Genomic DNA, 26984 nt, shown 5'->3' with positions numbered 1-26984 from the left:
CATAAGAAAAAAAATGCTGATATAATATTGAATCATATCAGCTCATTATAAAGAATAAAAGCGGTTTTTTGAGGAATGAAAGCGGTTATTTTCGAAATGATTTTAAAAACGATTGATAATTTTCAGAAACGGGCAACTTCATAGTTTCCAACTTTCCTAAAGCATTAAACACTTCTACCTCAATAACTTCCTCCTTCTTATTATAGTGTTTAATGTGGTTAACGTTTACACGAAACGATTTATGAATGGTAATAAACTGGGTTTTCAACATTCCTTTGTCTTCCATTTTAGAGAAAGAAAAATCAATTAAATTTTCTGCTTTTCTATTGGTAAAATAAATTTGTTTGTTGTTCGATTCGGAGCCAGTGGCTTTATCAGCTACAAGATATACAATAGATTCTATCGCTATTTTTGTGCGTTTTTGTTTTCCTAAATCAAGAGTGACATAATGTTGGTTCCAAAAGAATTTAACCTCTTGTAAAAAACGAGTAAAGGTCTTTTGAAACTCATGCTCAGTAAAAGGTTTCGTTATATGATCAACACACAACGATTCCTCACGCTTTAAACGTTCCATTTCCTTAACATATTCAGGCGTATTACTGCTGGCAAATAAAACAGGTAATTTTAATTCAAATGCCACTTCCATTCCTGTCATATAAGAATCTCCCAAGTTCAAATCTAATACCAACACATCAGGTTTGGAAGCTTTTACTTCTTGTAAAAACACTTTGGCATTAGTACAAGCCGTTACGATTTCAATAGGCAAAGTGCTCAAAAACTTTTGATTCTTTTCTAATTGTTCAGGGTTGTCGTCTAAAAGGGCTATTTTCATGGCATCAAACCTATTTGTTATTAATTTCTTCTATAAAAGGCAATTTAACTCCCAACTTAAAAACATTGTAATAAGCCTGTATAGGTAGTCTTTTATCATTAATATTTTCTAAACTTAAGTCATCCAATCCATTTTCCATATCAGGATAGATAATTAAACAATCAATGTTTCTATCATCTTCTTTATCCCGATTTAATTTTTCTCTCACTTTATTCAATCTTGCATATCCTGCAACTTGACGAATATCTTGATGTAAATGACCGTTTTGATAATGCAATTTATATTTAGCATCTATGACCATTTGAAAATCTGGTTTAGATACTAAAATATCTAAAAAATTTCCATGAGTAGAAAATTGATAATGGATCGCTTTTCTATCGGTTGGGTTAGCTTCAATCATTTTACTGTAGGCATATAACTCAAACAATCTTGGCATATCTATCCAAAAAGGAGGAGTTGCTACTTTATCGTTAGTCGTTTGAGTGATATTATAAGCAAATCTTTTCAATATCTTTTTTCCTAAATCTATGGCATTTGCATAATCTTTATAAAATGGATTGTACTTAATATGCTTTAATTCGTAATCATTGACTTGATTAGAAATAAGTTCAAAAGCTGGGCGGCAATAATTAATCGTATGTTGTAATTCTATAAATTTATCACCGAAAAGTTTTTCATGATTTTCGATATAGCTACTTGCAAATTGCAATACTTTTTTCAGAAAACGATTTTCTGCATGATCTTCACCAAATTGTTGGTATTCACAAAAGGTGTTCGTGAATCTATTTTTAAAAACATTTTGTTTGATGTGTTGCCCTACTAAAATTTTACCCTTAACTCTATTATTTAAGTTTTCTTGAAATTTATAATAATTTTTCTTCAGCCCCTTCCTAACAATAGCTTTAACTAATTGAAGATACTGAACAACCAAAAAGGGTGTTAGTTTGTCTTCTTTTTGCTCTATTTCAATAGGTTTAGCAACCCAATCTATTTGTACCAAACCCTTTAATTCATCATTACTTTCAGGAACATTAGTAACTTGTAATAACATTTTTAAATAATCCAATTCTTTAATTTCTGTTGGAATATATTCAAAATCATCTTTTAAAATTTCTTCTTCAGAATCAGTAATTGTATCAAATATTTTAGCTGTTTTGGTGTTGAGTTTAGGTTCTACATATAAGTACCTTCCTGTGTTACCTAACCAATCTAAACCAATACAATAATCCGCTTTTAGTTCAAAACCTTGTTCTTTCTTCTCAAAAAGAAAACAATGACTACTATCATTAAAACGTTTAGATTGAATAGTATCATACAACAAAATAGTCTCGTTCAAAGAATCTGAAGACAATTCATTGAAAAGAATTTCGATACTATTATGTTCTGATAATTTAAACCCCATTATAGAAGAGTTTTTAATTCTTCAATTTCCTTTTTAATATCTTTACCTTTACCTATTAACACACCATCTTTTACATATTCTAATAATATAGGCTTGATTTCATATTCAAAACGAATATCCATTCCAGCTCCATTTTCTTCATTAGATTTATCAATAAAATAAGAATGACCTAATTGAACATCTTTAACTTCGAATTCTGGAGAAGTATGTTCTTTAAATAATTTTTCCACCTCCAAGAAAAGTACTTCATGAAAATTTTCTAATCCTTGCTTTTCTTTTAGATTTTCAGGTAAAACATCTACAAAAGCAAAACGTCTTCGAATTGCATAATCAATATGACCAACAGAACGGTCAGCTGTATTCATGGTTCCAATAATATAAAGATTTGGAGGTAAGATTAATTGATTATCATCATCAACAGCATACATAGATTCAACTGCTTCACCACGGTACTCTAATGCATAAATTAATTCCCCAAGAACAGATGAAAGGTTGGCTCGATTGATTTCATCAATTACCAAAATATACTTCTTAATCTTTTCTGGTTTGAATTCTTCAGTAAACTTGAACTCCGATTTGTTTTTATCTAGATACTTTTTAAATTTTTCAATAAGATTTTGATATAAATAGTACATCCCGCTTCTTGCAGATTTTGATAGAGATAAATTCTCTTTGACTTTTATAGAAGGCTCAGTTAAATATAATCCAATATATCCATAAATAATATCATTATCTTTTACCAATATTGAATCGTTTTCATTACTGTATCTATTAACTCTCAAAGCATTTTCTTCAATAGCTGTAATTTTTGGTTTCGTTTTTTCTTTAATTATTATCTCTCCAACTTCTTGTAATTGTTTCTCTATATCTTCTTTGAATTTCAAATAATTTTCTTCAACCCAAATTTCTTTAGAAATTAATTCTGGTACTTTTTTAGAATTCATAAAATTCTTCAAAGCTTCTTTTGCAAATAATCCTAAAGTTTTATTAACATTATTATATTGAATTCGGTCGCCTTTTGACTCAGCAACAATTCCTCTAACAAAATCTTCATAAGTATATGATGGATGAAATTGAATTAATTTAAATTGAGTATTTTCTTTTAAATCCTCAAGAGAATCTAATCCAAGTATTTCTTTAGCAATTAATTTTGCTTCTCTTGTTTTACCAGTTCCTGGAGGACCTTGTAAAATGATTTGCTTTTTGTATTCAAGTAATTCAATCATTTCAATTTGTTTTTGAGTTTGATTCAAATTATCATTATCTATATTTGATGAAACATTTTTCTTAAGTTCAATTTTTACTTTTTCTCTTAATATAGCCCAATTTAAAATATCAATTAATACTTTTCCCCAATTTGGATTATTATCTTCTATTTCAGAAATAACATTAGTTTCTACTCCTAATTTTAAAAATTCATTTTTAACATCATTACGTTTCCTTTTACCATAACCAACTGTCATTGAAAAAGAATCTAATAACTTAGTAATACCATCTTTAGAAAAAAATTTTTTATTATCATTTAATCTAATATTATATAACTGACCTTCTAAATTTAAAGATTCAATTACGATGTAACCATTTTCTTTATTTGGTATACTTCTTATAATAAATTTGTATCCTTTATTATTATTTTCAAACAAATATCCTTTTCCATCCCAGCTACCGCCAGGCGTACCAAATGCAATATCAGTTTTTCCTTTAAAATTCCAATTTATAATAGTTTGATTAATTTTCAAACCATCTAAATAGTTTAGGAGCTGTGTAGTATATTCAAAATGATTCATTTATTATTATTGTATTTCTTATTTATTTTATCAACCCCAATTCTTTACCAATATCTTGATACAATTTCGACAGTGGTCTTTTATGCTGTTCTTTTTCTAATGCATAGTTCCCTAAAATCATTCTATCAATTTCTGATTTACTAAACTGTAATCCTTTGTATGAACTCAAATAATCTCTGTATTTTTTTGAATATTTTAATCTTTTCTTAATAATTAATTCAATTGCATGATCATGGTGTAATTCATATAATTCTTTCAAATTAAAAACCTCTAAATGACCCGGAATTGATTTTTTAAAAAAAACTTCAACGTCTGATTTTCCAGATAATGGATTTATAATTGCTATGTTTTTTATTTTGTGACTTAATTCAAAGTCATTGTAGTTTAATAAATAAGGATTTGTTAAACCTTCTATTAATGGATCTCTTTCTTCTTTAGCACCAAATCCATTACAAGATTTACATGCAGGTATTAAGTTATAATAACTAAGTCCTAAAAGAGGATATTTTGATTTAGGGTAAAAATGATCTATTTCAGGTTTTATTTTTTTATTCTTTTTTGTTGTATAAATATAATTTCTATTACAGTATGAGCAAGTATCAATGTTTATTTTATTAATAAAATTCCATTTATTAAAACTTTTATTTTCATAACCATTATCAATAAAAATGTTTTTTAAAATCAAATTATCATCATGCCATTTATTTAAATAATTAGGTCTATGCACAATCAGCTCATCAATCTTATTTACTAGTGATTGTGGTTTTATTGTAATTAGAGGTTTTAAATTATTTTCAGGATCTGAAATAAATAGTTCTAAATCTTCTTCAAGCTGATTTGAAAATTCAATTATTGAAGTACTTCCATTTCTTGTTTTTTTTATACCATCATCATTCAATACTCTTTCAATTTGTTTTAATAAATTGAATTCTATACTTTCATAGTGTTCTTCGACTAAAGAATTATTTATTTGAATTGGTATCATCTTTCAACTTTTTAATTTTCTCTTCTAGTCTTATAATCTCTTCATTCTTAAAATCAGGAAATACTTCCAAAAACATATCATTTAACTTATCATTTAAGTAAGGCTCACCAATCTGTTCAATGACTTTTTTGGCAACTATTTTTGAAGAAATCCATTTTATTTTGTCTTCTAACTCTAAATCAATAGAATCATTATTTTTCCTTTTTTTGTCCCAATAATTTATGTAATCAATTAAATCTTGAATTTTACTTTTTGCAAAATCACCTATTAAACCATCACCAACAAAAAAAGAATCAGCTAAAATATCTGTTATATTTCCACCAAAAACTTTCTTTTCTTTGGATTCACTCAGTGACAATACTTTTTTTGTAGAATTCTTGTAAATATATGTAACATTATAATTTGCAATATCTGAAAGTGTTAATGCATCATGTGTCGTGAAAATTATTTGTACTTTTGGATTATTGTCAAGCTCGCTGAAAATAATTGGTAACACTTTAGTAATTGCATTTACAAACTTTTTTTTCCATAAAGCATGGTACCCAAGTTCGGGTTCATCTAAAAGCAATAAGTAATTTTCTTTTCTCCTTTGATGATCAGTTTTGTCAATTGTAAAATAGTATAAACTGCTAAAAAAATCTAAGAGAGATTTTTCACCTGTAGATAGCTTTTTATCTGGATAAAAGTTTAAAATTCTAAAATTACTATGTTGTATTGTTTCTTTGAAAACTGAAATAAGTTTTTCATATTCTTTTATAAGAACTAAGATTTTCGGTTGTTCTTCAATTTTAAATTCAACGAAAACTTTTTCATTTTCAATTTTTAATCTACTATCTAAATCAAAATTTCCTACGAATTTATGAAATTCATTGACTGCCTTAAATGACTTAATACAGTTAATCATTCTGGCTTTAATTGATTCAAAATCAAATCCACCAGAAATTATTTTTAATTTGCTCCTATCAATTCTATCAATTAAATCTTGTAGGTTATTAACATCAAAAATATAATTCTCTTTTAAAATGTTGAAAGTTGGTAAATCAATATTACAAATTCTTTTTTCTAAAAATTTATTTAATTTTCCAGTGAATGTGTTTTGACGAATTACATCTTCAAAACCTATCTCAAATCCGTTATTATTTGTTACGGGATAAGTATCGTCTAAAACTAATAATGAAAATAACATTATCCTTAAATTTTTCAAAAAATCATCATCATTATGAATCATTTCCGATTCAATTTTATAACTACTCCATAAAATTTCTAATTCTTTATTTAAACTCTTTCCTAAAGTAGCATCTTTATATATATTAAGAAATCGGCTTTTATTAAAATTATTTACTTTAACATTTAAACTTGAATAAAATGGTGTGTCAGGATATACTTCTTTAAGAATATCTATTTTAGGACTGTTTAAAAAGAATAATTGTCTTTCTAAATTGTCAAAATAAAATTCACTCAAACTAGAATTAAAATTTCGTGAGGGTGAAATAGGACTAAATATATCTTGTATATCGTAATCTATGCTTGGAGAATAATATAAAGGATACAATTTGTCATTACTATCTATTTCCTCGAAATCAAAATTATCTATACCTAAGTTATTTACTTTTTTATTTTGTATTAAAATTTTGTTTTCATCTTCATAAATTAAAGCAATTGATCTTTCATCACTTGTTTGACTTATTGCCCTTAAAATATTTGTTTTTCCTGCACCATTTGCACCAACAATTGCTGATAATAATAAAACATTATCTTCATTATAAAAATTTGGTATATAACTTTTATTTTCTTCTTTAGAAATCTTTCCGTTTTCAAGGATTGAAAAAAAATATTTCCCTCCAAAATTTATTATTTGCGGTTTTTCAAATAAGAAATGATTCTCTATATATATTGCTGACAATATCATCCTTAATTCTTTTTACATTCAACCTTATCCTCCGCAACCATTCCCAACTCGCTATCCTCAACCTCATAACCTTTTTCGGTGGCTGAGCTTGTCGAAGCCACCGTAACCTGCCCATTCATCAACATAGGCAACAACCAATCTCGTAACGAGGCGAGTTCTTGGTTTTCTTTTAAATTGTTATCAATTCTTTTAAAAACACTATTTATTTTATTGCAAAAATTTTCTATTAAATCTTGATTAGGGACTTCTACAATTTTACTTAAAAAACTGTCTTTTTGAAAAAATCCTCTTGCACTACCATTAGTTGTATTCTCTAATTCCAGTACAATTCTTTCTAATTTTAAATTTAAAAACAATTGCTGATTTTCTATTTTAGAAATAAAGCGCCACATATTTTGATTCTGTAGAGCTGGTAAAATATTAGAATTGACAGTACAATGTTTTCCAGTTGAAGCTCCAACCATAACCATTAAAAAATCATATGTTTTCAATTGATATTTATCAAATTGCTTTGCAAATTCATTATCTAAAAAAACCAAATCATTTAAATCAACATAACCATTTTCAAAGTTTTTTGTTCTTATAATTTTAACGCCTGAATCAGTATACCATTCACTTTTAAATGCATAACCATTGATAATTTCACAAATATAACTTAGAGATTTAACCTCCCATCCTTTAGGAATCTCACTTTTCAACTCGGCATTCCAAACCATTTTACCACCGGAAGATTTATAAGGTTTACCATTAGAATCTGGAAAATCAAACTGCACAAACCAATAATCATACAAAGTCTTAGCCATAGCTTCTAACGCTGAATTAATTTTGTTGTTCAACTCAATTTTAGCATCTAAATCAGAAAGGACTTTAGCAATTTTTTGTTGGGTTGGTTTATCAGGAACTATAATTTCCTGTCTTTTTAAAGCACCTTCATTTACTCTTTTACGACCAGAAGTTCCTTCCATACAGTTTATTGCACGTTCTCTAAAAACAGGGCTTTTAGCTAGATAGTACACAAATTCACTTGTAGAATTTTTATTTTCTCTAAGCACGATAAATTCTGATGAACCAAACGCTATTTCATTTTCTTCTAGTATATCTACAAATGCTGTTTTACCATTTTCTAAACAAGGTGTTATTTTTGCAACTAATGTATCAAAATTTCTAAATTTTGGTCCACTATTGTATTCCGCATATTCATATCCATTAATTTTACGAACAAATTCAGTAAGTTTTGCCATTGGAATTTTTTTTACCAATTTACCTTTAGGTATTGATTCTGATGGATTGAAATCCACAAATTCACCTATTGATATTTGTTTCCAATTATTCATACTTCAACCCTTTCAAATTATTTTGAATCTCTATTTCCAAGGTCTTACTTTCATTAAAAAGTTCACTTAAATTAGTTTCAAAGGTTTTCATTTTATTTGCAAACTCTTCAGGAGTAATATATGTATATTCAATTTTTACTTCAAAATATTGCCCTGCTGAGAACGAGTAGCTTTTTGCTGCTATTTCTTCTTTAGACACTACAACGGCTAAATCTTTTACCGCTTTTTTGTTATTCAATGTATCAATGATTAATCGTTCTTCTATCAGTGTTAAAACGGTTCGTTGATTTTTTCCTTCAGTAACTGTTTCTCCTAATTTAGAAGCATCCAATAAAACGATATGCTCGCTATCCGCTTCTTTGTCTAAAAATAACACCGAAACATTGGTGCCAGTAGTCGCAAAAATATTAGAAGGCATACTCACCACACCACGCAACCAACCATTGGTTATCAAACGTTCTCTAATCTTCTTTTCAATACCACTTTGTGCCGTAATAAAACCTGTAGGAACTACAATAGCCGCTTTACCCGTATCACTCAAACTAAACATAATATGCTGTATGAACAATAAATAAATCGCCATTTTGTCTTTGTCTTTATTTGGTATTTTTGGAATACCTGCAAAGAATCGTTTTTTGAAAGTATCTTTATCTAAATCGGTATGAAAATCAGAAAAATTCAATTTAAACGGAGGATTCGAAACAATGTAATCAAACTTAGTATCTAAGTAAGTAGGTTGTGCTATGGTATTAGTTTTAATGATATTGGGTATCGAATGCGTTAAGTTATTTAATACCAAATTCAAACGCAACATATTACTCGATTTCTGCGAAATATCTTCCGAGTAAATCGTACAATTTTCTTCTCCAATTTGATGAGCTATACTCATTAAAAGCGTCCCCGAACCCGCACTTGGGTCATATACTTTTGCTCCTTTTACAGGTGCTGGCACCATAATTTGTGCCATAATACGTGCTACAGCATGAGGCGTATAATATTCAGCATATTTTCCTCCAGAGTCGGTATTATAATCTTTAATTAAGTATTCAAAAATAGTAGCAAAGAAATCGTATTTCTGCTCGAACATTTCTTCAAAACTAAATTCAAACAGCTTATTAATTAATGCTTTAGCAAAAGCATCACGCTGTGAACTATCTGAAATATATTGTGTTAACTCATCAAACAAAGTGTCTTTCGCACCTGAGAACGATTTAACCGAGAATACTTCGGCATTTTCTATCGAAATCTGACGTAAGGTATCATCAAAGGTTTTCGCAAAATCACTATCGTTTTGTTTCACAAATAAATGCGAAATCAAATGCTCTGGACGTAAACGAGGAATATTGGGGTCTAAACTCGCAATTAAGAATTGGTATTCATCTTCGCTTAAATCTATTAAAGCTTTTGAAAAATTCTCCGCTTGGTCTAGTTCAGGTTTTTCTTGTTTCACCGCATAGCGAAACTTATCATTTAAGAACTTGTATAAAAATACTTGGGTAATAATTTTAAATTCGTTTCCATCATTTCCCAAGCCATAATTTGCACACACACTTTTTAAGTTATCAATCAGTGCTTTTGTTTTGGTCATGAAGTTAATATCCTGCGTCATTTTTTCTATCGGTATTGATATTGTTGTAAATATTCGTTCACTATTAAATTATTGATGGTTTCAGTAGTAGGAAAATCCAATGGAATGTTTTCATTTTTCTTAAATTCCTGAACCACTAATTGCAATAAATAACGTTTAAAGAAAGCTTCGTTTTTCATAATATCTTCTTGTCCTTCTAATTTATTATCTACTTGTTGTTTTACTTGCATTAAGGCATTATGCAATTGCATTTCTTTAGCGTTAAGGGTTCCTTTTTCGCTCAATCTCTTATGAATACGAGTATATTTTTCATCATTGATATACTTTGCTTTTAACAGTGCATTTTTACGATTCAATTCTTTGGCTTGGTCGTAGATTTTTTGGAGTAAATGCATGTTTTCAATCATATCGGCTTGCGTAACTTCGCTCAAATTTTTCTTTTTGAAAATACGTTCTAGCTCTTCACGCAAACTTACAAATTGTGGGTCGATTTGGTCAAAATTATTTTGAAGCGATTCCCTTGTTTTGCGTAATATATTTTTGAACTCATCAGCTAATACTAACTCGCTTTCATCAACTTTGATGAATTGAAAAATCACATCTTCTAAAGCAGTGTTCAATAAATTAGCAGAAGCCTCTTCATTTCCAATGCTCTCCACAAAATTTAAGTTATCTAATCGACTTTGTGCTTCTAATAACAAGCGATTCCAAATATCAAAATCAGCAACACCATCTAAAGCTTCATATCCGTTAACTGCAATAATATTTTTCAATTCTTTAGCCGTACGTAAGGCTTTAATCAAGCGCAACAACTCGTTTTTATCTGTAAGTTGGGCGATTTGTTGTGAGAACAACTCTCTATTTTGGGTATCGTAATGGAAAAGCGTTTCTTTAATCTCCTGAATTTCCTTTTGAATTTCTTCTTCCGATTTAAACAAATGCGAATACATTTCCATTTCATCGCCTAGTTGTTCTTGCAATTCATCAAAATACATTTTGTTAGTTCGGTCAAAAGCTTTTGAAATATCAGCAAAATCAACCACATAGCCGTATTGATATTTTTTATATGGTCTATTAACTCGAGTCAAGGTTTGTAATAAATTGTGGTCTTGAATTACACGAGCCAAATACAATTTCTTTAATCGTTTGGCATCAAAACCAGTCAGCAACATGTTGTAAACAAACAACAAATCAACCTTTCCTTTTTTATAGGTGGATATTAATTCTTTACGAATGGCTTTGTCGTTTTCATCGTGTAAGATTAAAGCAGCAGTCAATTTTGGTTCATCGTGATTTCCATATTTTTCAGGCGGTTCGGCTGCCATTAAAATACTAGCATCCGTTTCTTGTTCGCCATATTTTTCCTCAAACAATCGAAACAATTCTTTTGCTTGATTCGCTGAATCACAAACCACCATTCCTCCCAAAGAAGTATCTTGTTGTTCACGTCTGAATTTAATTAAATCATTTACGATATAATCTAGTAATGGTTGCGCAAATTTTGGATGCGCATAAATCTGACGTGTACTAATATCGCCTTGTAATACTTTGATTTGATCCATTACTTCTTTCATTTCCATTTTGAAGTTACCTTCAATTTGTTCACGAATCAAACGTAACGTATAACCATCAGCAATCGACATGTTGTAGTAATACTTGTGAAAGTAATTACCAAATAACATTTTAGAATCGTATTCTTTAGCAACTTCTTTTAATAAAGGCGTTCCTGTTAAAGCAATAATCACCGCAGAACGGTCTGAATTAATCAGATTCGCTAAATAATTTCCTTTGGGATTATAACTTCTGTGTGCCTCGTCTAAGAAATATACACGTTGAATGTTAATGTCATAGCTAATATCCTTAACTGCAATGGCATCTTCTGAAAATTTCTGAATATTCACCACCGTAATTTCAGGAACTCCGCTATCATTATGAATAGCACCCACTACTTTTAAGTCAGCAATAAAATCTTGCTTGGAATTGACTTGTTTTACTTTCAAACCTCTATTAGCAAATTCGCTTGAAGCTTGAATTAATAAATCCAATCGGTCAACTATAAAATAGAATTTTGGAATAACTTGTTTCTTGGCGTAATAATCCGTTAAGTGTTTAACATTATAATAAGCTAAAGCCGTTTTTCCTGAACCTTGCGTATGCCAAATAATCCCTTTGTTTTGTCCTGCATCAATTTTAGTTGCAATAGCTTGTGTGGCAAATAACTGCGGATAACGCATGATGTGCTTTTGATACGCTACTTTTCCTGTTACTTCTTCTTCCACATAAACAATGGCGTATTGTAAAACAAATTTCAAACGTTCTTTACTAAACAAAGAAGTTAAAATTCGATTCGTTGGCGTATTCGATTGTTTATTGGTAATGTATTCAGGACTATTTTTAATAACAATCAAGTTGTTATCTTTTAAAAGTTCGTTTTCGTTCTTATCATCAATATCCTTCAACTTTTGTTGAACAGGATAATCTGCATCTTCTCTAAAATAATTGAAATTAACATTTTCATAAGCAGGCGTAGCATAGAAGGCTCCAAAAATTGGTTCTACAATACCATCTTCATATTCCATATTGTTAGAGAAAACCAACAACTGGGTAATATTAGCAAAACGTCTAAAGTGTTTATTTTTAAAACGCTGATTAATTCGAGTTCTTTCTTTGATAACGCCTTCTTGATTGTGAGGTTTTTTCACTTCAATAAAAGCCAAAGGCATTCCATTGATTAAAACCGTAATATCTGGACGAAACTCCTCATCTCCCGATTTACAAGTTAATTCTGTGGTAACGTGAAATTCATTGTTGCTGAAATTTTCAAAATCAATCAATTTGACTCCTGAAGTTGAAGTCAATCTCTCGTAAAACTTTTTTCCCAAGTCTTCATAATCCAACTCCAGATTGATTTCATCTAAAATTCGTTGCGCCTCTTGTTCTGATATTCCATTTAAAGCCGAAATCTTAGGAATGAAAATTGAAGAGAAAATATTATTACTTTCAATTCTATTCTGTTCATTCAAAGGAATATACTGATACCCCAAACGTATTAAATGTAATAAGGCTGGTATTTTTACACGAGAATCTTCGTTGAATTTCATTTATTAATTTTAAATATGTAGTATAAACCCTCAAACTTAACGAAAAAAAAGCACCTATACAACCCGTAAAAATACCTGATTTTCAAACTAGGTATTTTTACGGGGGTACCTTTGGGAGCTAAAGTAAATAAAGGTCTTGATAAAAAAATGTGGAAATCCGTAAACAGGTCATTCTTTTATTTAATTTAATATTTTAATATACTTTTTAGAATAATTTTTAAGATGTAGATACATTAAAAAAATTCAATCAAAAGGAAATGATTAATCCTTTTTTCGTATTTTTATTGATATGATTCAAAAATGAAAAGTCAATTTACCGTAGGTCAGATAATTCGATACAAAAAACAAAGAAGATCTCTTTTGGAAGAAGATTTTTATTTTGTGGTGTTAGGATTTAAAGGTCAATCTTTATGGATTCAAGTTTTAAATACAAATCCACATTATAAAGCTGGATGTTGTATTATACCTGAATCGGAAGATGATTTTGAACCTATTGAGATCTATGGTTATCATTTCATTAATTCAGAAGTTTTACTTTATGAATCCTATACTGATGAAATTGTAATAGGTGCCATTACCTTTGTAGAAGATGTAGATAATCCTATTACTTTTTATAGGTCAAAGAATGGTCTTGAATCTAATGTAACCTTTGGAATGGGTGATGATAGTCATCCTACTTTACAAGGTAAACTTGTTGTAGAATTTCCAGATGTTTTCTATGCATAAAACATTTTAAAGATATTTATGCATTTTTAAACGAATTAAAACATTTTCAAACGTTTTTAATTTAATTAAACATCTAAATATCAAAACACTACAATGCTTTACTTATATAGAAACGTGAATTTTCCACAAAATTCGCAATCTTGCTAAACGTATGTTGTCCATTCGCATTTATTCAAATTTAATTTTTCTATTAAATTTTCAATACCGCCATTTTCTTCAATCCAAATTTCAATTTTTTCCTCAATATCAAAAAAATCAATTTTAATTTCTTCAACAAAATCAGATTTAATACGAATTCCAATTGCAGGATATTTTTGATCAATAAAGTTATTGATTGATGCTAAAAAAGCTTCTATTTTATCTTTTTAAATTTTCAAAAAATATTTGGTAGTTCAATTCTTATCTAGTCCACGGAAAACCCTGTAAAACATTGATTTTACAGGGTTTTTCATTGTATATAATTTTTACTAACTAATTTATTTCCTATCGCTTCAAACTAAAATGCCCTTTTACAACTCGTCCATCTTCTAACTGAACTGAATACCAGTAATCTGATGAAGGTATTTGATTTCCATTAAAGGTTCCATCCCACCCTTGACCTAATGGACTAATCTGTTTTACTAGTTTGCCAAAACGATCAAAAATATAAATGATAGTATTAGAATTGAAACGGCTGTTTATTCCTTTTATATTCCAATAGTCATTATAACCATCACCATTTGGTGTGAAATAATTTGGAATTCCAAGCACACTAATTTCTTCCATAGCAACTCCGCAACCATTTAAATCTTTCACATAAACGGTATAAATTCCTGCTTCAATATTGGTAAACACGTTAGATGTTTGAAAATTTTCATTATCCAAACTATATTCATAATCTCCTAATCCTGTAATTAAAACTGTAACGGAATTTTCTTCTGACAAATCAACCACTTGAACATTTTCAATTGTTGCAATATTTGATGCTGTAACGGTAAGTGTTCTGGTTCGCACACAACCATTGGAATTTGTTATTTCGACTGTATAAATTCCTTCTGTATTTACAGTTAATGTATAATTTGTTTCTCCACTGATCGGATTATTATTCAAAAACCATTGATAAGTATAATTTGAAACAATAGTTTCATCTAATAATCCTGCACTGATTTCTTTTGTAAATAATGGATTGTTGCTACAAATTAGCTCATCCCCATACAATTCAATTTCAGGAACTGGGTAAACCACTAAAGGAATTGTCAAATACGCTTTACAAGTTGTATTTAATGGATTTATAACTTCAACACGGATATTTTGTGTAGCACTTAAAAACGGATTTGGTAATGGACTTGAAAGTGAATTTCCATTTCCGTCGAAATAGTTTACAATCATTCCTGTTTGAGTTCCTAGAATCGTATTTTGAAAACTAGTTGTATCAAAAGGAAAAACACCATCTTGATTAACTGGATTTGCTTCGTCATCACAAACGGTAGTCAAACTTGTTGGAATTGCAAAAGCTTCTGGTAAATCATCTACTTTGAAAGTAATAGTTGATTCATAAAAACAAGCTGATGTTGTATTGTTGGTTGCTCTAACTCGTATTGTTTGTGAAGTTGTATTAAAAGGGTTTGGCAATGGACTTGGTAATGGATTATTATTTGCATCCCAATAACTCAAGGTAACATTTGTTAATCCGTTTAAAACATCGGATTGTAAATTAGTAATGTTGAACGGAAAAATTCCATCGTGATTATCATCACACTGCGTATAGGTTTGAGGTTGAATAATTGGAATTCTTTCTACATGTAAGGTTATGTGATGCCCTAAACCAATACACTCATTATTCAATTGACTATCGACACGAACGTAAATATTTTGTGTGTTTGGATAACCAATATTCGTATAATTTGAAATATCGGAAATCGCATTTTGTTCTGCTAATGCATCTGTGACGTTTCTGTAATAAGTAATATCTAACAATTGTCCGCTTGGATATTGTGAAGCTATTTGAGCATTTGCACTACTAAAATCAAAAGTTGCAATTCCATCTGTTATGGAACCCGAAGCAACATCATCACAAACATAAAAATGCTCTTGTATGGAATTTGATATTTGAGTTGTTGAAACGACTAAATTTAAAGTTGCAATTCTAAAACAACCATTGCTATTTTGAACTCTAATAAATACTTGGTCTGTACTTACCGTTTGATTCGTATAAGCTGTAAAATTTAATATCGGGTTTGTATTGCTTTGTGCTTCAGTAGATGTTTCAAAATATGAAAAAGTTAAACCAGTCGTGGATACAACTAATGAAGCATTTGTTTGAGTCAAATTAAAAGCACTATAACCATCATTGTTATCATCACATTGTTTTAAACTAGCAACGGTAGTAATAACAGGCAAACTAAATACTTCTATTTGAAACGAAGTAGTAGCAAAACAAGTTGTATTTTGGTTATTCGCTACTTTCACATAAATAGTTTCTTGTAGATTTGAATTTACATAGCTTGTTGGGTTACTAATTAAATCGGTTAAAGCAGCATCTTTATAATATGAAACTGTAAAATTAGTTGGTGACTGACCATTCAAAATGGCAGCTTGTCTATTAGTTAAATTAAAAACTACTCTGCCATCTGTATCTGTACCAAAAGAAGTATTGTCGCAAAGTTGAATTGGCGATACTGATAGACTTGGTCTTGGGCTTTCAAAAACTTGAATATCAAAAGTTGTAGTTGCTTTACAATTTGGATTTGCAATATTATAAACTTCTGCAATAATCGTTTGGCTTTGATAAGCCGTTGTGTTTGGAAAACTTATAGGATTTGCAATTACAACATTGTTCGAATAATTGGTAGCATTAGCAAAATAGCGCACATTAAATTGCGATTCTGATTGACCATTTAAAATAGCTAGTTTTCGTGACGTTAAATCAAAATTATAGAAGCCATCATTGTTATCATCGCAAATTGAAATGTTGTTAGGTTGTGTGGCTGTGGGAACTGCAGAAATTATTATATCTCTTGTCGTTACGCCTGTTCCACTGCTACTTGTTGCTGTAACCGAAACTGTATAAGTTCCTGGTGCTGTATAAGTATGAGTTGGTGATAAACTATTTGAGGTATTTCCATCACCAAAATTCCATACAGCGCTTGTGGCTGTGGCATTTCCTAATTGAAATTGTGTTGCCTCTCCTACACATGCATTTTGAAACCTTATACTCGGAGCGAAAAATGATTGATTAAAAGATGGCAAACCTAATTTACTTAATCTTCCAGACAGATCAATTCCATCTAAAACAAAATTACATCCTAAACCTAAAATATTTGGGTTATTTATTACTCCTAACTTTGTCCTGTTATTAAACGCTATATATATTTTATTATCTGGACCCAATTGCAACTGACCAGGTATATTGCCGTTGTGTATCGTAATTCTGGAATTTGGAATATCAACTGCATTCATATTAAATTGATAAATCTTTCCAAAACTATTTGCTATGTATAAGATCGACTCGTCAGGAGAAAAAGCAGCACCTACTAATTCCCCTACCTCGTTTAGTAAGGTAATTTCGTTTGATAATACGCCCGTTAAATTATTAAAATCAAACAACTGAGCTATGTCCATTACACTAGTAAAGGCTAATTTAGAACCGCTAGGGGATATTTTAATTGACCCAGCTTCAAAAAAATCTAATGTTGACCCTGTTAAAATTGCTCCAATATTAGTAACTACTGGATTTAAATCTAAACCTAAAGAAGTTAACTTATAAGCAAAAAAGCTATTATTATTTAATCCATGGGTAATTATCCAATAATCTTGCCCATTTGCATGTTTAGTAACCCCCAAATGCTCAGCTGTTGGCGAGTAAACTAATATGTTTTTATCCGCTGTTACTGCTCCATTCCCACCATCCAAGTTCATATCCACTACAGAATACCTAAACCCATTTGGATTACTCTCTTCTGGTGTTGTAAAAACATAAAATAAATTATTTGAACCTGGCTTAGGTACAATAGTAGCAGATTGAACACTTGAAGGATGTCCCATTAATCCAGTACCATTTAACATTACAGAATGATTACGATTATAAACAGTTATACCATCAGTATAAAACAACAATTGACCACTTGAATTTGAGATGGTAGCACAACCTTCATCAGTAACTAATTGCCCGTTAGTTAAAGCTACAGGAACACCGCTATTAAAATTTAAACCTGCGTTTTGACCAAAATACCAAATGTTGGCTTCACCTTGAGCATGTGAAACCAACATTGACATTAAAAATAATATACTAAAATATATTTTCACAAAAAATTAATTAACCCATTCAACAAACAACTTAAATTCTAAATTTATTTCAGGAAAAGTATATGTAATTGTTGTTGGTTTTGTTTCTATATAATTACTAAAACTAATTTCTCGATAATCTGGCGGTCCATTTAACAAATCTGCTCCAGCTATTCCATTATCAATATCAGCTAAACCAAATTTTAGAGAAGCATTTTGGTTTATGAATAATTCAGCATTGCTACAATCCCATGTCATGTTTCCTTGATTTTCTATTATATTCGAAAGATACCAAAAAACAGGACTATAAATATTGTCTAATGGATTACCTAATTTATTTTTTGACAACCCAAAACGCAAATCAGCTAAATGATTTGGACTTGTTGTTGGAAACTCAGGATCATAAGTGGTGTTTATACCATAAAAAGAAATAATCTGTACACCATTTATTTTGAGTGCATTTCCCCTAGATACTGTAACAATCACTTGATTTTCTGAAACCACGTTATCTTGATTTTTGGCTCTTACTGAAATCCTTTTTTGACCTAAAGTATCAAAATTAAAGTTTAATACATGGCTTGTACCAAACTGTCTAATAGCATAACCACCAGTCGCAAAATTATCAGTAGAGGCCCATAGTTCTTTAATTTCTTCATTAGCATCAACAGTTATAGTAAATGCTTGATCAATACTAACCGTTGTTTCACTTGAGACTAAATTAATTGAAAATGAAGCTGTATTATTATCTTCTGTTGAACAACTTACAAGTGATACTATAAGCAAAAAAAATAGGTTTTTTTTCATAATGATTAGTTGAAAATCTGATTATATTTTTTTTTACAAATTTATGATTAGTTCCAAAAAAGTCTATGTTGATAGTATCATTTTTTATAGTTCCTTTGCTAATAACTTTAGAATATCTATTGGTTTTACTTCCTTTAAAAGAATAAAACGATTCCATGAATATTTTTTGTCCTTCTATAAAATATCTACCTCCATAATAAATAGAATTTTTACTTCTTACTTTATCAAAATTACCAAAATACAAATAAGAATCTTCTTTAAAATATCCATCAGAATGAAACTTATAAATCATAGGGTTAAATCTTTGACTTTCATTTGAATCTATTCCTTCAAAAGTTTCAATGTAATAAGAATTAGTATCTAAAACTTTAAATCCATCGTCTGATATTTTTTTGTTTAAAGAATACATTTCCTTATTAACTATGGGTTCTCCATCATTATTTAATTCAATTCTACAAGAAGGATGAACACAAGATAAGGATAAAACAAAAATTGATACTAATAAAAAAAAATCTAACTACCATGATGTGAATATATTTGGAACATTATATTGAAAATAACCGTTCCAAGAACTACTACATTTCTTTAATACAATCATTTTAGTACTAATAAATTTTATTCAAAATCTCTTTAGAATCTAGTATAGGCTTATTTGAATCTTTACTAAACTTATAAATAAAATTTACATCAATTGAATTATTATCTCTATAATTAATAACTTTAAAAATTTTAAAAATTGAATCATTTAAAACAACACCTTGATGCTCTTGCAAAAAATAATCATTCAATGAGTCTTTATTTTTTTTCTTGAAATCTGATTTAAAAAATTGAAGTATTATACTATCATTTTTTATTGAATAAACGCCTTTTCCATCTAAATCATTTTCTAAAATTTTACATGAGCTAGGTAAATCATTAAATCTTTTTAATTGAATTAATCTTGATTTATAATTATTAATTGCATTTTCAATTGTATTTTCCTTTTTAGTGTCAATTAAACAATAATTATTAGAAACACTATTATATCTACCCTCATTTACAAGGATTCCTTCTTTAAATAACAAAAAGACATCTATAGATTTTTCAAATTCTGAAGATGAATCTTTATAGTAAAAACCATCCATCCGTAAAGTACTATTACTATTTCTAATGTCTTCAATATATAATAGTTTCTCCTCATTTTGCTTTTTAGAAGCACAAGAAAAAAATAATATTGAAAAAAAAACTAGCTTATATTTTACCATGATGTAAATTGATTAGATGTTTTATATTGAAAATAACTATTCCAATTCCAAGATTGATTCTCAAAACCTCTCTGTCTTTTATCTAGCGGACCAAATTTTAAATTATGAATTGCCTGATCTTGAATAGCATGTCTAACATGTTCACTATTTACACCTACTCTATAATTTTTATAACCAACAGTTAGAGCACCCAGTCTATATTTAGTACCTTCCTCTAGAACATAACCATTTGGCATTCTTCTACCAAATTTGTCAATCTCTGGTTTTCCTCTATGACCTCCTTCTAAACTCTCTTCACCTTCATAATCTCTTTTACCTGTCATTAAATTAAAACCAGCAGTATAATCTTGATACGATAAATTCAATGCTGCTGTCCTAAAACTATCTCCACCATCTCCTAAAGGCCCTATTGAACCATCATTCTCATATACAATTTTGAAATCACCACTTTGTATTCCTACCATTCCTGTTTGCTGATTAAAATCTCCTTTCCAAAAATTTGTACCTAAAGTAAATCTAGTTTTACCGTCACCATAACTTACTAGAGCTGAATATCTAAATTCTCTAGAATTGGCACCAAAACCATTATAGTTTGAGTATTCCATAATACCATAACCTCCAGAAACACTAAAATTACCATCATCATATGTTACCCCAAAACTTATTCCTGCACCAGCTGAATTTCCAAAAGCAATAGTGGGAGACGCTGATAATGTCCAATCTCCAATAGGCACGCTAATTGCTGGCATAAACCCAGCGGCAAAAGATGTTGCAGCAAGCTGACCAAAACTACCAACTGAAAAAAGAGACATAGGAGAAATTCCTCCAGTAATACCGCCAATTATAGCACCACCTCCAATTGCCATTCCAAAACCTCCCCATGACCAATCACCAGTTTTTATTGCATATGCAATATAACTAATTCCTCCTGAAATTGCACCAATCATAGCCCCAATTAAAATTGGAGTCCAAAATAACTCACCGCTTGAATCAGTATATTTCAGAGGGTTGTTTAAAACATACGAATATCTATTATAATTTTGAGTATTATACGGGTCTTGAATAAAATTATCAGGCTGTAAAAATCTATGTACAACCGGGTCATATAATCTTCCATTCATATGAATTAAATTTACACCTTGTAAATGCTCATGACCAGTATATCCCCTATCCATAACGGTTAAAGCATTTAAATTATTGCCGCTACCATCTTGAACTTTTTTAATATTACCCCAAGCATCAAATAAACGTTTTTCAACAATATTCCCCGTATTATCTGTTATTGCAACAATACTACTTAAATAATCCCTGTGAAGGTATAAATAATTTTGTGTAGTTCCGTCACTCTTTAAAACTATTGGTGCTGAATATGCATCTCCCCCTATAAAAGTTAAAAATTCAACTGTACCGTTTATAATATCTTGTTTTATTTCCATACTTCCATCTGAAGAATAATGTCTTCTAAATTTTCTCAAAAGTTTATCTGCTTCCAAACTACCGTAATACATTGTAGAACGACTATTATTCATGTTATAAATAAAACTTAATTTATCTTTACCTTCTTCAATTATGTCAATTGGACTCTTAAAAGCATTATAAGTAATGTCTAAATTCGCTCTACTCAAATAATAATCTGTAAATTTTGAATTGGTTTCAATAGAACTATTTTGAAAATGTTTTGGAACCGAATTTGAGGAGTTTACATTTGTATAGTTGTACGTCCCAACATTATTTTCTTGAATTCTTCCCAAATTATCATAATTTTGATTAAAAATTTCAACTTCACTTACTTTTATATTATCTAAAGAGAAAACAATAGGAGATTGAAAATCAAATTCATTACCTGCTATTATCTTAAGAGAAATTTCAGAATAATTTGTTACTGTATGTTGAAATGAAAACGTATCATGCTGTGAAGCAATACCATGTTCTGTTTCAACTGTTTCACCAGTTGTTGGGTTTTTTTCTATTACTATGTACTTAATTATGTTACCTAAAACTAAATTCCTAAAATACAAATTCCCAGAAAATTGATATACCTGACCAACTATTGATCCGTTTTTAACAACCTTTTCTGTACCTTGAAAATTAATATTAGTTTCTATATTTAGCCTAGAATAAATTGAATTTGAAATATTAGAAACTGTAACACCTGAGTTAGTTGGTAAAAATCCATCTGTAGCACTTGTAAAGGTAAAGTTATGCAATTCGTTATTATTACTCCAAGTTGTTAATCTATCCAAATTATCATAAGTAAAATCTTCTCTATAATCGAACAAACTATTATAACGATAAGTCAAATTTGATCTTTGTTGCTCAAAAGAAGTTTGTAATGTCATAATGTTAACTGACGGAGTAGCTATTTTATCATGTTTAAATTGAGTAGGAAATCCAAACTGGTCATAAGTATTATTAACAGTTATTCCATTTCCATAATTTCCATTCAATAATTGACCATACCCATTTACTTTGGTTGTTTGCCATAGAACTTGGTTGGTTTCATCGTCTAAAATTTGCCAATGATGCCCATTTTTATATGTATTTCTTATCCACTTAGAAGACTGCTTGTTATCAGAAGTATTTATCGCTAAATATAACTCTTTCTCAGCTCTTCCGAAAGCATCAAATTGAGTTGCTCTTTGGTAGTATGCATTAAATCCGCTTTCGTCATTAAAATTCATTCTTTTATAATTATCATATCCATAAGAATATAATGTAAAAAAACCTCCTGCAAAGTCATCATATCTGACACTCATTAACAACTTAGATGTTGAATCATAGGTATAAGTTGTTTTTGTATTAGTTGGATTGCCATTTATTCCTTGAATTATTTTTTCAGTAACCTTACCAAAATCATCAATTGTATAATTAGTTATTCCGTTAGGATTTTTTTCTCTTTTTAATTCTCCAAATTCGTTATATTCATATTCGTAAATTCCTGCACTAGGATCAGTCAATTTAGATTTTCTTCCCCATCCATCTTGTTCAATATGAACTACAACTCCATTAAAATCAGATTGTTTCAAGTTACCATTTGCAAAATATTGGTAGTTAATTGTACCACCATTGTCAGTCATAGATAAAATATAACCAAGTGAATTTTTCACTACTGTCTTATTAATTGTCCCGTCACTAAATATAGTTGTTAATCCATTGTAATTAACTGTTGATGTTTTTCCTTTATGATCTAAAACCTGAACAACTCTTCCATATTGGTCAAAAGTGGTTGTAGTAGAAAGACCAGACCATTGAGGCATAATTGTTAATTGTGGCTCATATTCTTTTACAATTCTATCATGAATATCAAATTCGAAAGTTTGAAAAATGTTTTTAGGATCTGAAATTGCTCCATCATTTATTGTTCTATATCCATCAGCTATTTTTCTTCCTAAATCATCTATATAAGTGAAACTTGCAGAATTATCATCACCTGTACTAGACATCGTGTAAAATCCACTGGTTCCTGGACTTAGCCAAGAATAACTAAAGTTTAAACTTTTCCCTAAGTAATCACTTTCTTTAATTTTTTTCCCCCACGAATCATACATGTAATTAGTGGTTAATGGAAAACCTGCATTCGAAGGTAAAGTTTGAGATAAAAGCAGACCATTTTTAGAGTTGTAGGTAAATGATGTAATTAAACCTTCAATATCTGTACTTGTTTGTAAAAATCTACCAGATGAATCATATGAAAAATTAGATATTCTTGGAATCATACCTAAAGCTGTTATCTTTTTCTGTGTTATATTTCCAAAAATATCATATAAGTTTTCTTCAGTGAGATAATTTGTTAAATGCCCTTTTTTTTGAATTTTAGACACTAAGTTTTCATTATTATATGTGTAAATCTCTTCCCCTGTCATAGTATCTCCATTATGATTAACTGTAGAATTTTTCTTCTTCAATCTACCTACAACGTAAAAAGGTAATGCTGTTGCTGGATAATATTCAATATCAACAACCTCTGTTTTATCAACTACGGAACCATTTTTAGAAACTGTGGTTATTTTAGTTGGATTATTATTAACATCAAAAAGGGTACTTACTTCTTTTGATGTCCCCTCTAAACCATTTCTAGATATTGTTTCTGAATTTTTTACTTTGTAAACTTTGTTTGGCAATAAGTCATCTACATAAGTCATATTTGTTTTATTCATAAAATCAGAAGGTGTATAATTCACAAAATTACCATATACATCACCTGATACCGAATAAGTTTCAATTACCAATCCTCTTTTACTGATGTCATGTTTAGAAACAGAAGAAACAATTGGATTATTATCATTAAACCAATTTGTTCTTGCAATTCCTCTAAAACCTAAAAATCCAAAACCTTCAGTATTTGATACGGCCCCATAATATTTTAATTTTTGTTGTTTATATTGAGTTGCTGTTACTTGCTCCAATTTAGATACAACTTTAAAATTGTTGGCAACATTAATATCAAAATTAGGATAATTTTCAGTGTAAGTTGACGGTTCAAAAACGTTATCATAAGAAAAATCCTGACTATTTAAAGGTTGGTAAGTTATTACTTCTTTTACACCACTACCCAAAATAATTTCTTTCAATGCAGTATCAATTACATTGTCTTTAGGCGAAATTGCACTGTAGATATTATTATTAGAAATAAAACTTATTTGTTTATTTGAGTTTACCTTATCAAAAGATAGAGATACTGCAATTGGGAAATGATTTAGACCACTAAAATCCATCTTAGTAGTATACATAGATGACTCAAAAGTAGTTCCTTTATTACTGTAATATCTTACAGAAATAAATCTATTTTGATTTACATAATCAGCATTTCCAGAATATACATATCTACATTTAGTCAAAATAATATCTGTTTTCCCATCATTATTGAAATCATTAGGAATAATTTGTTGAATTGTACTGGCATTACCGTCATAAAAACCTGTAAAATACGAACCAATTCCTAAATCAACTTCAGTCATAATAACATCTGTTCCAGTTGAAATATATTTTGTAAACAATGGACTTAAATTCTCTTTAGGAATTATAAAATCAGATTTACCGTCACCATTATAATCGCCCATTAATACTGGTTTAGTCAAATTAATATTTGTAGAATTAATAATTTTCAATAAGACAAAATTATTACTAGCTGTCAAAGTATAAATTCTACAAATATTATTATCAAAAACGTATATATCAGATTTTCCATCACCATTAAAATCAGCAATCATAAACTTTGAACTAGAAGACACTTGTAAATATCCTGAAACATTTATGTAGTCAGTTGTTATTCTTCTATCTAAATTTAAAAGATATGATTTTCCTCCAGGATTAGTATATGTTGCATTATGACCATTACAACCACCTGTAAAATATGTTACACTTACTGGTTTCTCAATTATTACTACATCTGAAAGTCCATCACCATTAAAATCACCAGTTACATATTCTTTGGGTATATCTCTTACAATTTCATTATAAGTTGGTTCATCTGGATCGATCGGAACGATTATATTATTTGAATCAATAAAAGTATCTCTATTAGGCTCTATTCCAATGCCCCCATCATCACAAGGTGATGTCCAATATCCAAATGTAAACTTAGGAAATTGATATGTTCTTGAATATTGAAAATAAATTGGATTAGTTATACCTGTAGAGTATGTATTGAATGTAGTGGTGTTTGTAGAAACATTATTTTGAACAACACACCATCCTTGCATAGGCATTAATTTATTATTCCAACTCAACCATGATATTGGGAAAATTTCCGAAAAGGTACCCACATTATGTTCACTACCTATATTCAAACTTGAATCTTCAATATTTGAAAATAGCCAATATTTCTTTTTCGAATTTGTTCCAGTTGTTGGATACAATATTATATCCATGTTGCCATCACCATCGAAATCACCTTGAACTGTTGATGAATTATCGGATCTTATATTATTAACGGTAAGATTAGCTGAGTTTGTGTTAAAAGAAATATCTTCACTTGTTGTATCATATCTAAAAAGTGTAGGATTAAAACTCTTACTATTATCTCCATTTTTCTCTGTGATACTAATTAATCTTTCATATCCCAAAGAAGTAATTTCATGTGATAATAAATAGTTTCTGAAGCCAACATTTTCTCCCTTTACTCTAATTTCACTTAAAATAATATTTTTGATAAAATTTTGCCCCCCAATGTAAGCTTGCTCATTTCTATTCCTTGTCTTGTAAATAAAAGAAATTTCATTAATTGGAGTAATTGATAATCTTGCTCCATACTTAATTGAACTTATTGACAAACAATTATTAGAATTTAAATATTCATAAGATATTCTTACACCTTGAGGATTCTCCCAATAAACTATGGCCCAATCTGTTAAAGATCTTGAATTAGTAGAATTTCCATAATAAGCAATTGATCCATCTGGATATCTTACTATAAAATAAGCAGGTCCGTAACTTGGACCACTTGGATGAACACCATAAGAGGTTACTTGAATATTTGAAAAATTTTCAGTTTCGTAAATTGTCTCATTAGCTCCATAAATCCCCGAAGTTCCATTTTTCACAATTAATCTTTGTCCATCAAATGCAAATCTATCCATAACATTAAAATCTACAGCATCTACCAGATTATCATGATATTTAGAGCTTGGTATTCTTGTTATTACTGAAACCCCTGAAATATTCCAACCATAACCTGCTATTCCATTATTTCCTTGACTATTATAACTTAAAGAAATTTGAGGAACTATCCCATTTATTCCTGGAGGAACTGCTATAGGAATATTATATGTAGCTCCTCCTGTTAGTGAAACAGAAAGTTGTCCTTCAGTAACTCCTACTTCAGTTGAACTTCCGGTTGGTGAACTTGGACTTACACTACTAAATTGAGTGATAGATTTATTTAGATTTGTTTTATTTTCTTGTACATTACTTCTTTTGATAGGAATAATACCCTGAACAGGAGAATTTCCAAAAATATCATCCTGTGAATATGACACATAAAAGCTTAATGAAATTAAAAAACATAATA

At 29.4% G+C, this 26984-nt stretch carries 14 protein-coding genes; 1 reads left to right on the top strand and 13 read right to left on the bottom strand.

The genetic code is table 11. The features are described from left to right. Nucleotides 1-85: 85 nt before the first annotated feature. Genes B2741_RS03075 through B2741_RS03040 form a run of 8 tightly spaced genes read right to left on the bottom strand, consistent with a single transcriptional unit; the run spans nucleotide 86 to nucleotide 12938 of the window. A complete protein-coding gene (locus B2741_RS03075) occupies nucleotides 86-832 on the bottom strand; it encodes a LytR/AlgR family response regulator transcription factor (protein ID WP_291135346.1) in 747 nt (248 codons plus the stop codon). A gap of 10 nt (nucleotides 833-842) precedes the next feature. Continuing rightward, entirely contained in the window at nucleotides 843-2234 is a 1392-nt protein-coding gene (locus B2741_RS03070) for a 5-methylcytosine restriction system specificity protein McrC (protein WP_291135344.1), read from the bottom strand. Next, nucleotides 2234-4021 carry an AAA family ATPase gene (locus B2741_RS03065; RefSeq protein WP_291135342.1) on the bottom strand — a complete coding sequence of 596 codons (1788 nt, stop codon included), beginning with the start codon at nucleotides 4019-4021 and terminating at the stop codon, nucleotides 2234-2236. Before B2741_RS03065 ends, B2741_RS03070 begins: the two co-directional genes overlap by 1 nt. Before the next feature lie 22 nt (nucleotides 4022-4043). Continuing rightward, nucleotides 4044-5006 (bottom strand): HNH endonuclease, encoded by a 963-nt coding sequence (locus tag B2741_RS03060; RefSeq protein WP_291135339.1) that lies wholly within the window; start codon nucleotides 5004-5006, stop codon nucleotides 4044-4046. After that, a complete protein-coding gene (locus tag B2741_RS03055) occupies nucleotides 4984-6915 on the bottom strand; it encodes an AAA family ATPase (RefSeq protein ID WP_291135337.1) in 1932 nt (643 codons plus the stop codon). The genes B2741_RS03060 and B2741_RS03055 overlap by 23 nt, the downstream gene beginning before the upstream one ends. A gap of 2 nt (nucleotides 6916-6917) precedes the next feature. Then, nucleotides 6918-8249 carry a restriction endonuclease subunit S gene (locus B2741_RS03050; protein ID WP_291135335.1) on the bottom strand — a complete coding sequence of 444 codons (1332 nt, stop codon included), beginning with the start codon at nucleotides 8247-8249 and terminating at the stop codon, nucleotides 6918-6920. Beyond that, complete coding sequence (locus B2741_RS03045; RefSeq protein WP_291135333.1) at nucleotides 8242-9858, bottom strand: HsdM family class I SAM-dependent methyltransferase; 1617 nt, start codon at nucleotides 9856-9858, stop codon at nucleotides 8242-8244. The genes B2741_RS03050 and B2741_RS03045 overlap by 8 nt, the downstream gene beginning before the upstream one ends. Nucleotides 9859-9863: 5 nt before the next feature. Next, nucleotides 9864-12938 (bottom strand): type I restriction endonuclease subunit R, encoded by a 3075-nt coding sequence (locus B2741_RS03040; RefSeq protein ID WP_291135331.1) that lies wholly within the window; start codon nucleotides 12936-12938, stop codon nucleotides 9864-9866. A 300-nt stretch (nucleotides 12939-13238) separates the two neighbouring features. Between B2741_RS03040 and B2741_RS03035 the strand changes: the two genes are divergently transcribed. Next, nucleotides 13239-13664: a hypothetical protein gene (locus B2741_RS03035; RefSeq protein ID WP_291135329.1), complete on the top strand. Its 426-nt coding sequence runs from the start codon at nucleotides 13239-13241 to the stop codon at nucleotides 13662-13664. A 483-nt stretch (nucleotides 13665-14147) separates the two neighbouring features. On the opposite strand, the gene B2741_RS03030 is transcribed toward B2741_RS03035, so the two are convergent. The 5 genes from B2741_RS03030 to B2741_RS03010 form a co-directional block, all read right to left on the bottom strand. Then, entirely contained in the window at nucleotides 14148-17948 is a 3801-nt protein-coding gene (locus B2741_RS03030; protein WP_291135327.1) for a T9SS type B sorting domain-containing protein, read from the bottom strand. Nucleotides 17949-17954: 6 nt separating this feature from the next. Beyond that, a complete protein-coding gene (locus B2741_RS03025; RefSeq protein WP_291135325.1) occupies nucleotides 17955-18731 on the bottom strand; it encodes a hypothetical protein in 777 nt (258 codons plus the stop codon). Further along, nucleotides 18670-19140 carry a hypothetical protein gene (locus B2741_RS03020; protein ID WP_291135323.1) on the bottom strand — a complete coding sequence of 157 codons (471 nt, stop codon included), beginning with the start codon at nucleotides 19138-19140 and terminating at the stop codon, nucleotides 18670-18672. The genes B2741_RS03025 and B2741_RS03020 overlap by 62 nt, the downstream gene beginning before the upstream one ends. A 196-nt stretch (nucleotides 19141-19336) precedes the next feature. After that, on the bottom strand, nucleotides 19337-19975 hold the full coding sequence (locus B2741_RS03015; RefSeq protein ID WP_291135321.1) for a hypothetical protein: 639 nt from the start codon (nucleotides 19973-19975) through the stop codon (nucleotides 19337-19339). Further along, nucleotides 19969-26952 carry a polymorphic toxin type 23 domain-containing protein gene (locus tag B2741_RS03010; protein ID WP_291135319.1) on the bottom strand — a complete coding sequence of 2328 codons (6984 nt, stop codon included), beginning with the start codon at nucleotides 26950-26952 and terminating at the stop codon, nucleotides 19969-19971. Before B2741_RS03010 ends, B2741_RS03015 begins: the two co-directional genes overlap by 7 nt. Nucleotides 26953-26984 lie beyond the last annotated feature (32 nt).

Source organism: Flavobacterium sp. UBA7663, assembly GCF_002483315.1.
GTDB lineage: Bacteria > Bacteroidota > Bacteroidia > Flavobacteriales > Flavobacteriaceae > Flavobacterium.
This window is presented reverse-complemented; position numbering and strand designations above follow the sequence as displayed.

Coding starts and splice junctions, on each gene's coding strand:
- B2741_RS03075 (WP_291135346.1), bottom strand. CDS start 832: ATGAAAATAGCCCTTTTAGACGACAACCCTGAACAATTAGAAAAGAAT.
- B2741_RS03070 (WP_291135344.1), bottom strand. CDS start 2,234: ATGGGGTTTAAATTATCAGAACATAATAGTATCGAAATTCTTTTCAAT.
- B2741_RS03065 (WP_291135342.1), bottom strand. CDS start 4,021: ATGAATCATTTTGAATATACTACACAGCTCCTAAACTATTTAGATGGT.
- B2741_RS03060 (WP_291135339.1), bottom strand. CDS start 5,006: ATGATACCAATTCAAATAAATAATTCTTTAGTCGAAGAACACTATGAA.
- B2741_RS03055 (WP_291135337.1), bottom strand. CDS start 6,915: ATGATATTGTCAGCAATATATATAGAGAATCATTTCTTATTTGAAAAA.
- B2741_RS03050 (WP_291135335.1), bottom strand. CDS start 8,249: ATGAATAATTGGAAACAAATATCAATAGGTGAATTTGTGGATTTCAAT.
- B2741_RS03045 (WP_291135333.1), bottom strand. CDS start 9,858: ATGACGCAGGATATTAACTTCATGACCAAAACAAAAGCACTGATTGAT.
- B2741_RS03040 (WP_291135331.1), bottom strand. CDS start 12,938: ATGAAATTCAACGAAGATTCTCGTGTAAAAATACCAGCCTTATTACAT.
- B2741_RS03035 (WP_291135329.1), top strand. CDS start 13,239: ATGAAAAGTCAATTTACCGTAGGTCAGATAATTCGATACAAAAAACAA.
- B2741_RS03025 (WP_291135325.1), bottom strand. CDS start 18,731: ATGAAAAAAAACCTATTTTTTTTGCTTATAGTATCACTTGTAAGTTGT.
- B2741_RS03020 (WP_291135323.1), bottom strand. CDS start 19,140: ATGTATTCTTTAAACAAAAAAATATCAGACGATGGATTTAAAGTTTTA.
- B2741_RS03015 (WP_291135321.1), bottom strand. CDS start 19,975: ATGGTAAAATATAAGCTAGTTTTTTTTTCAATATTATTTTTTTCTTGT.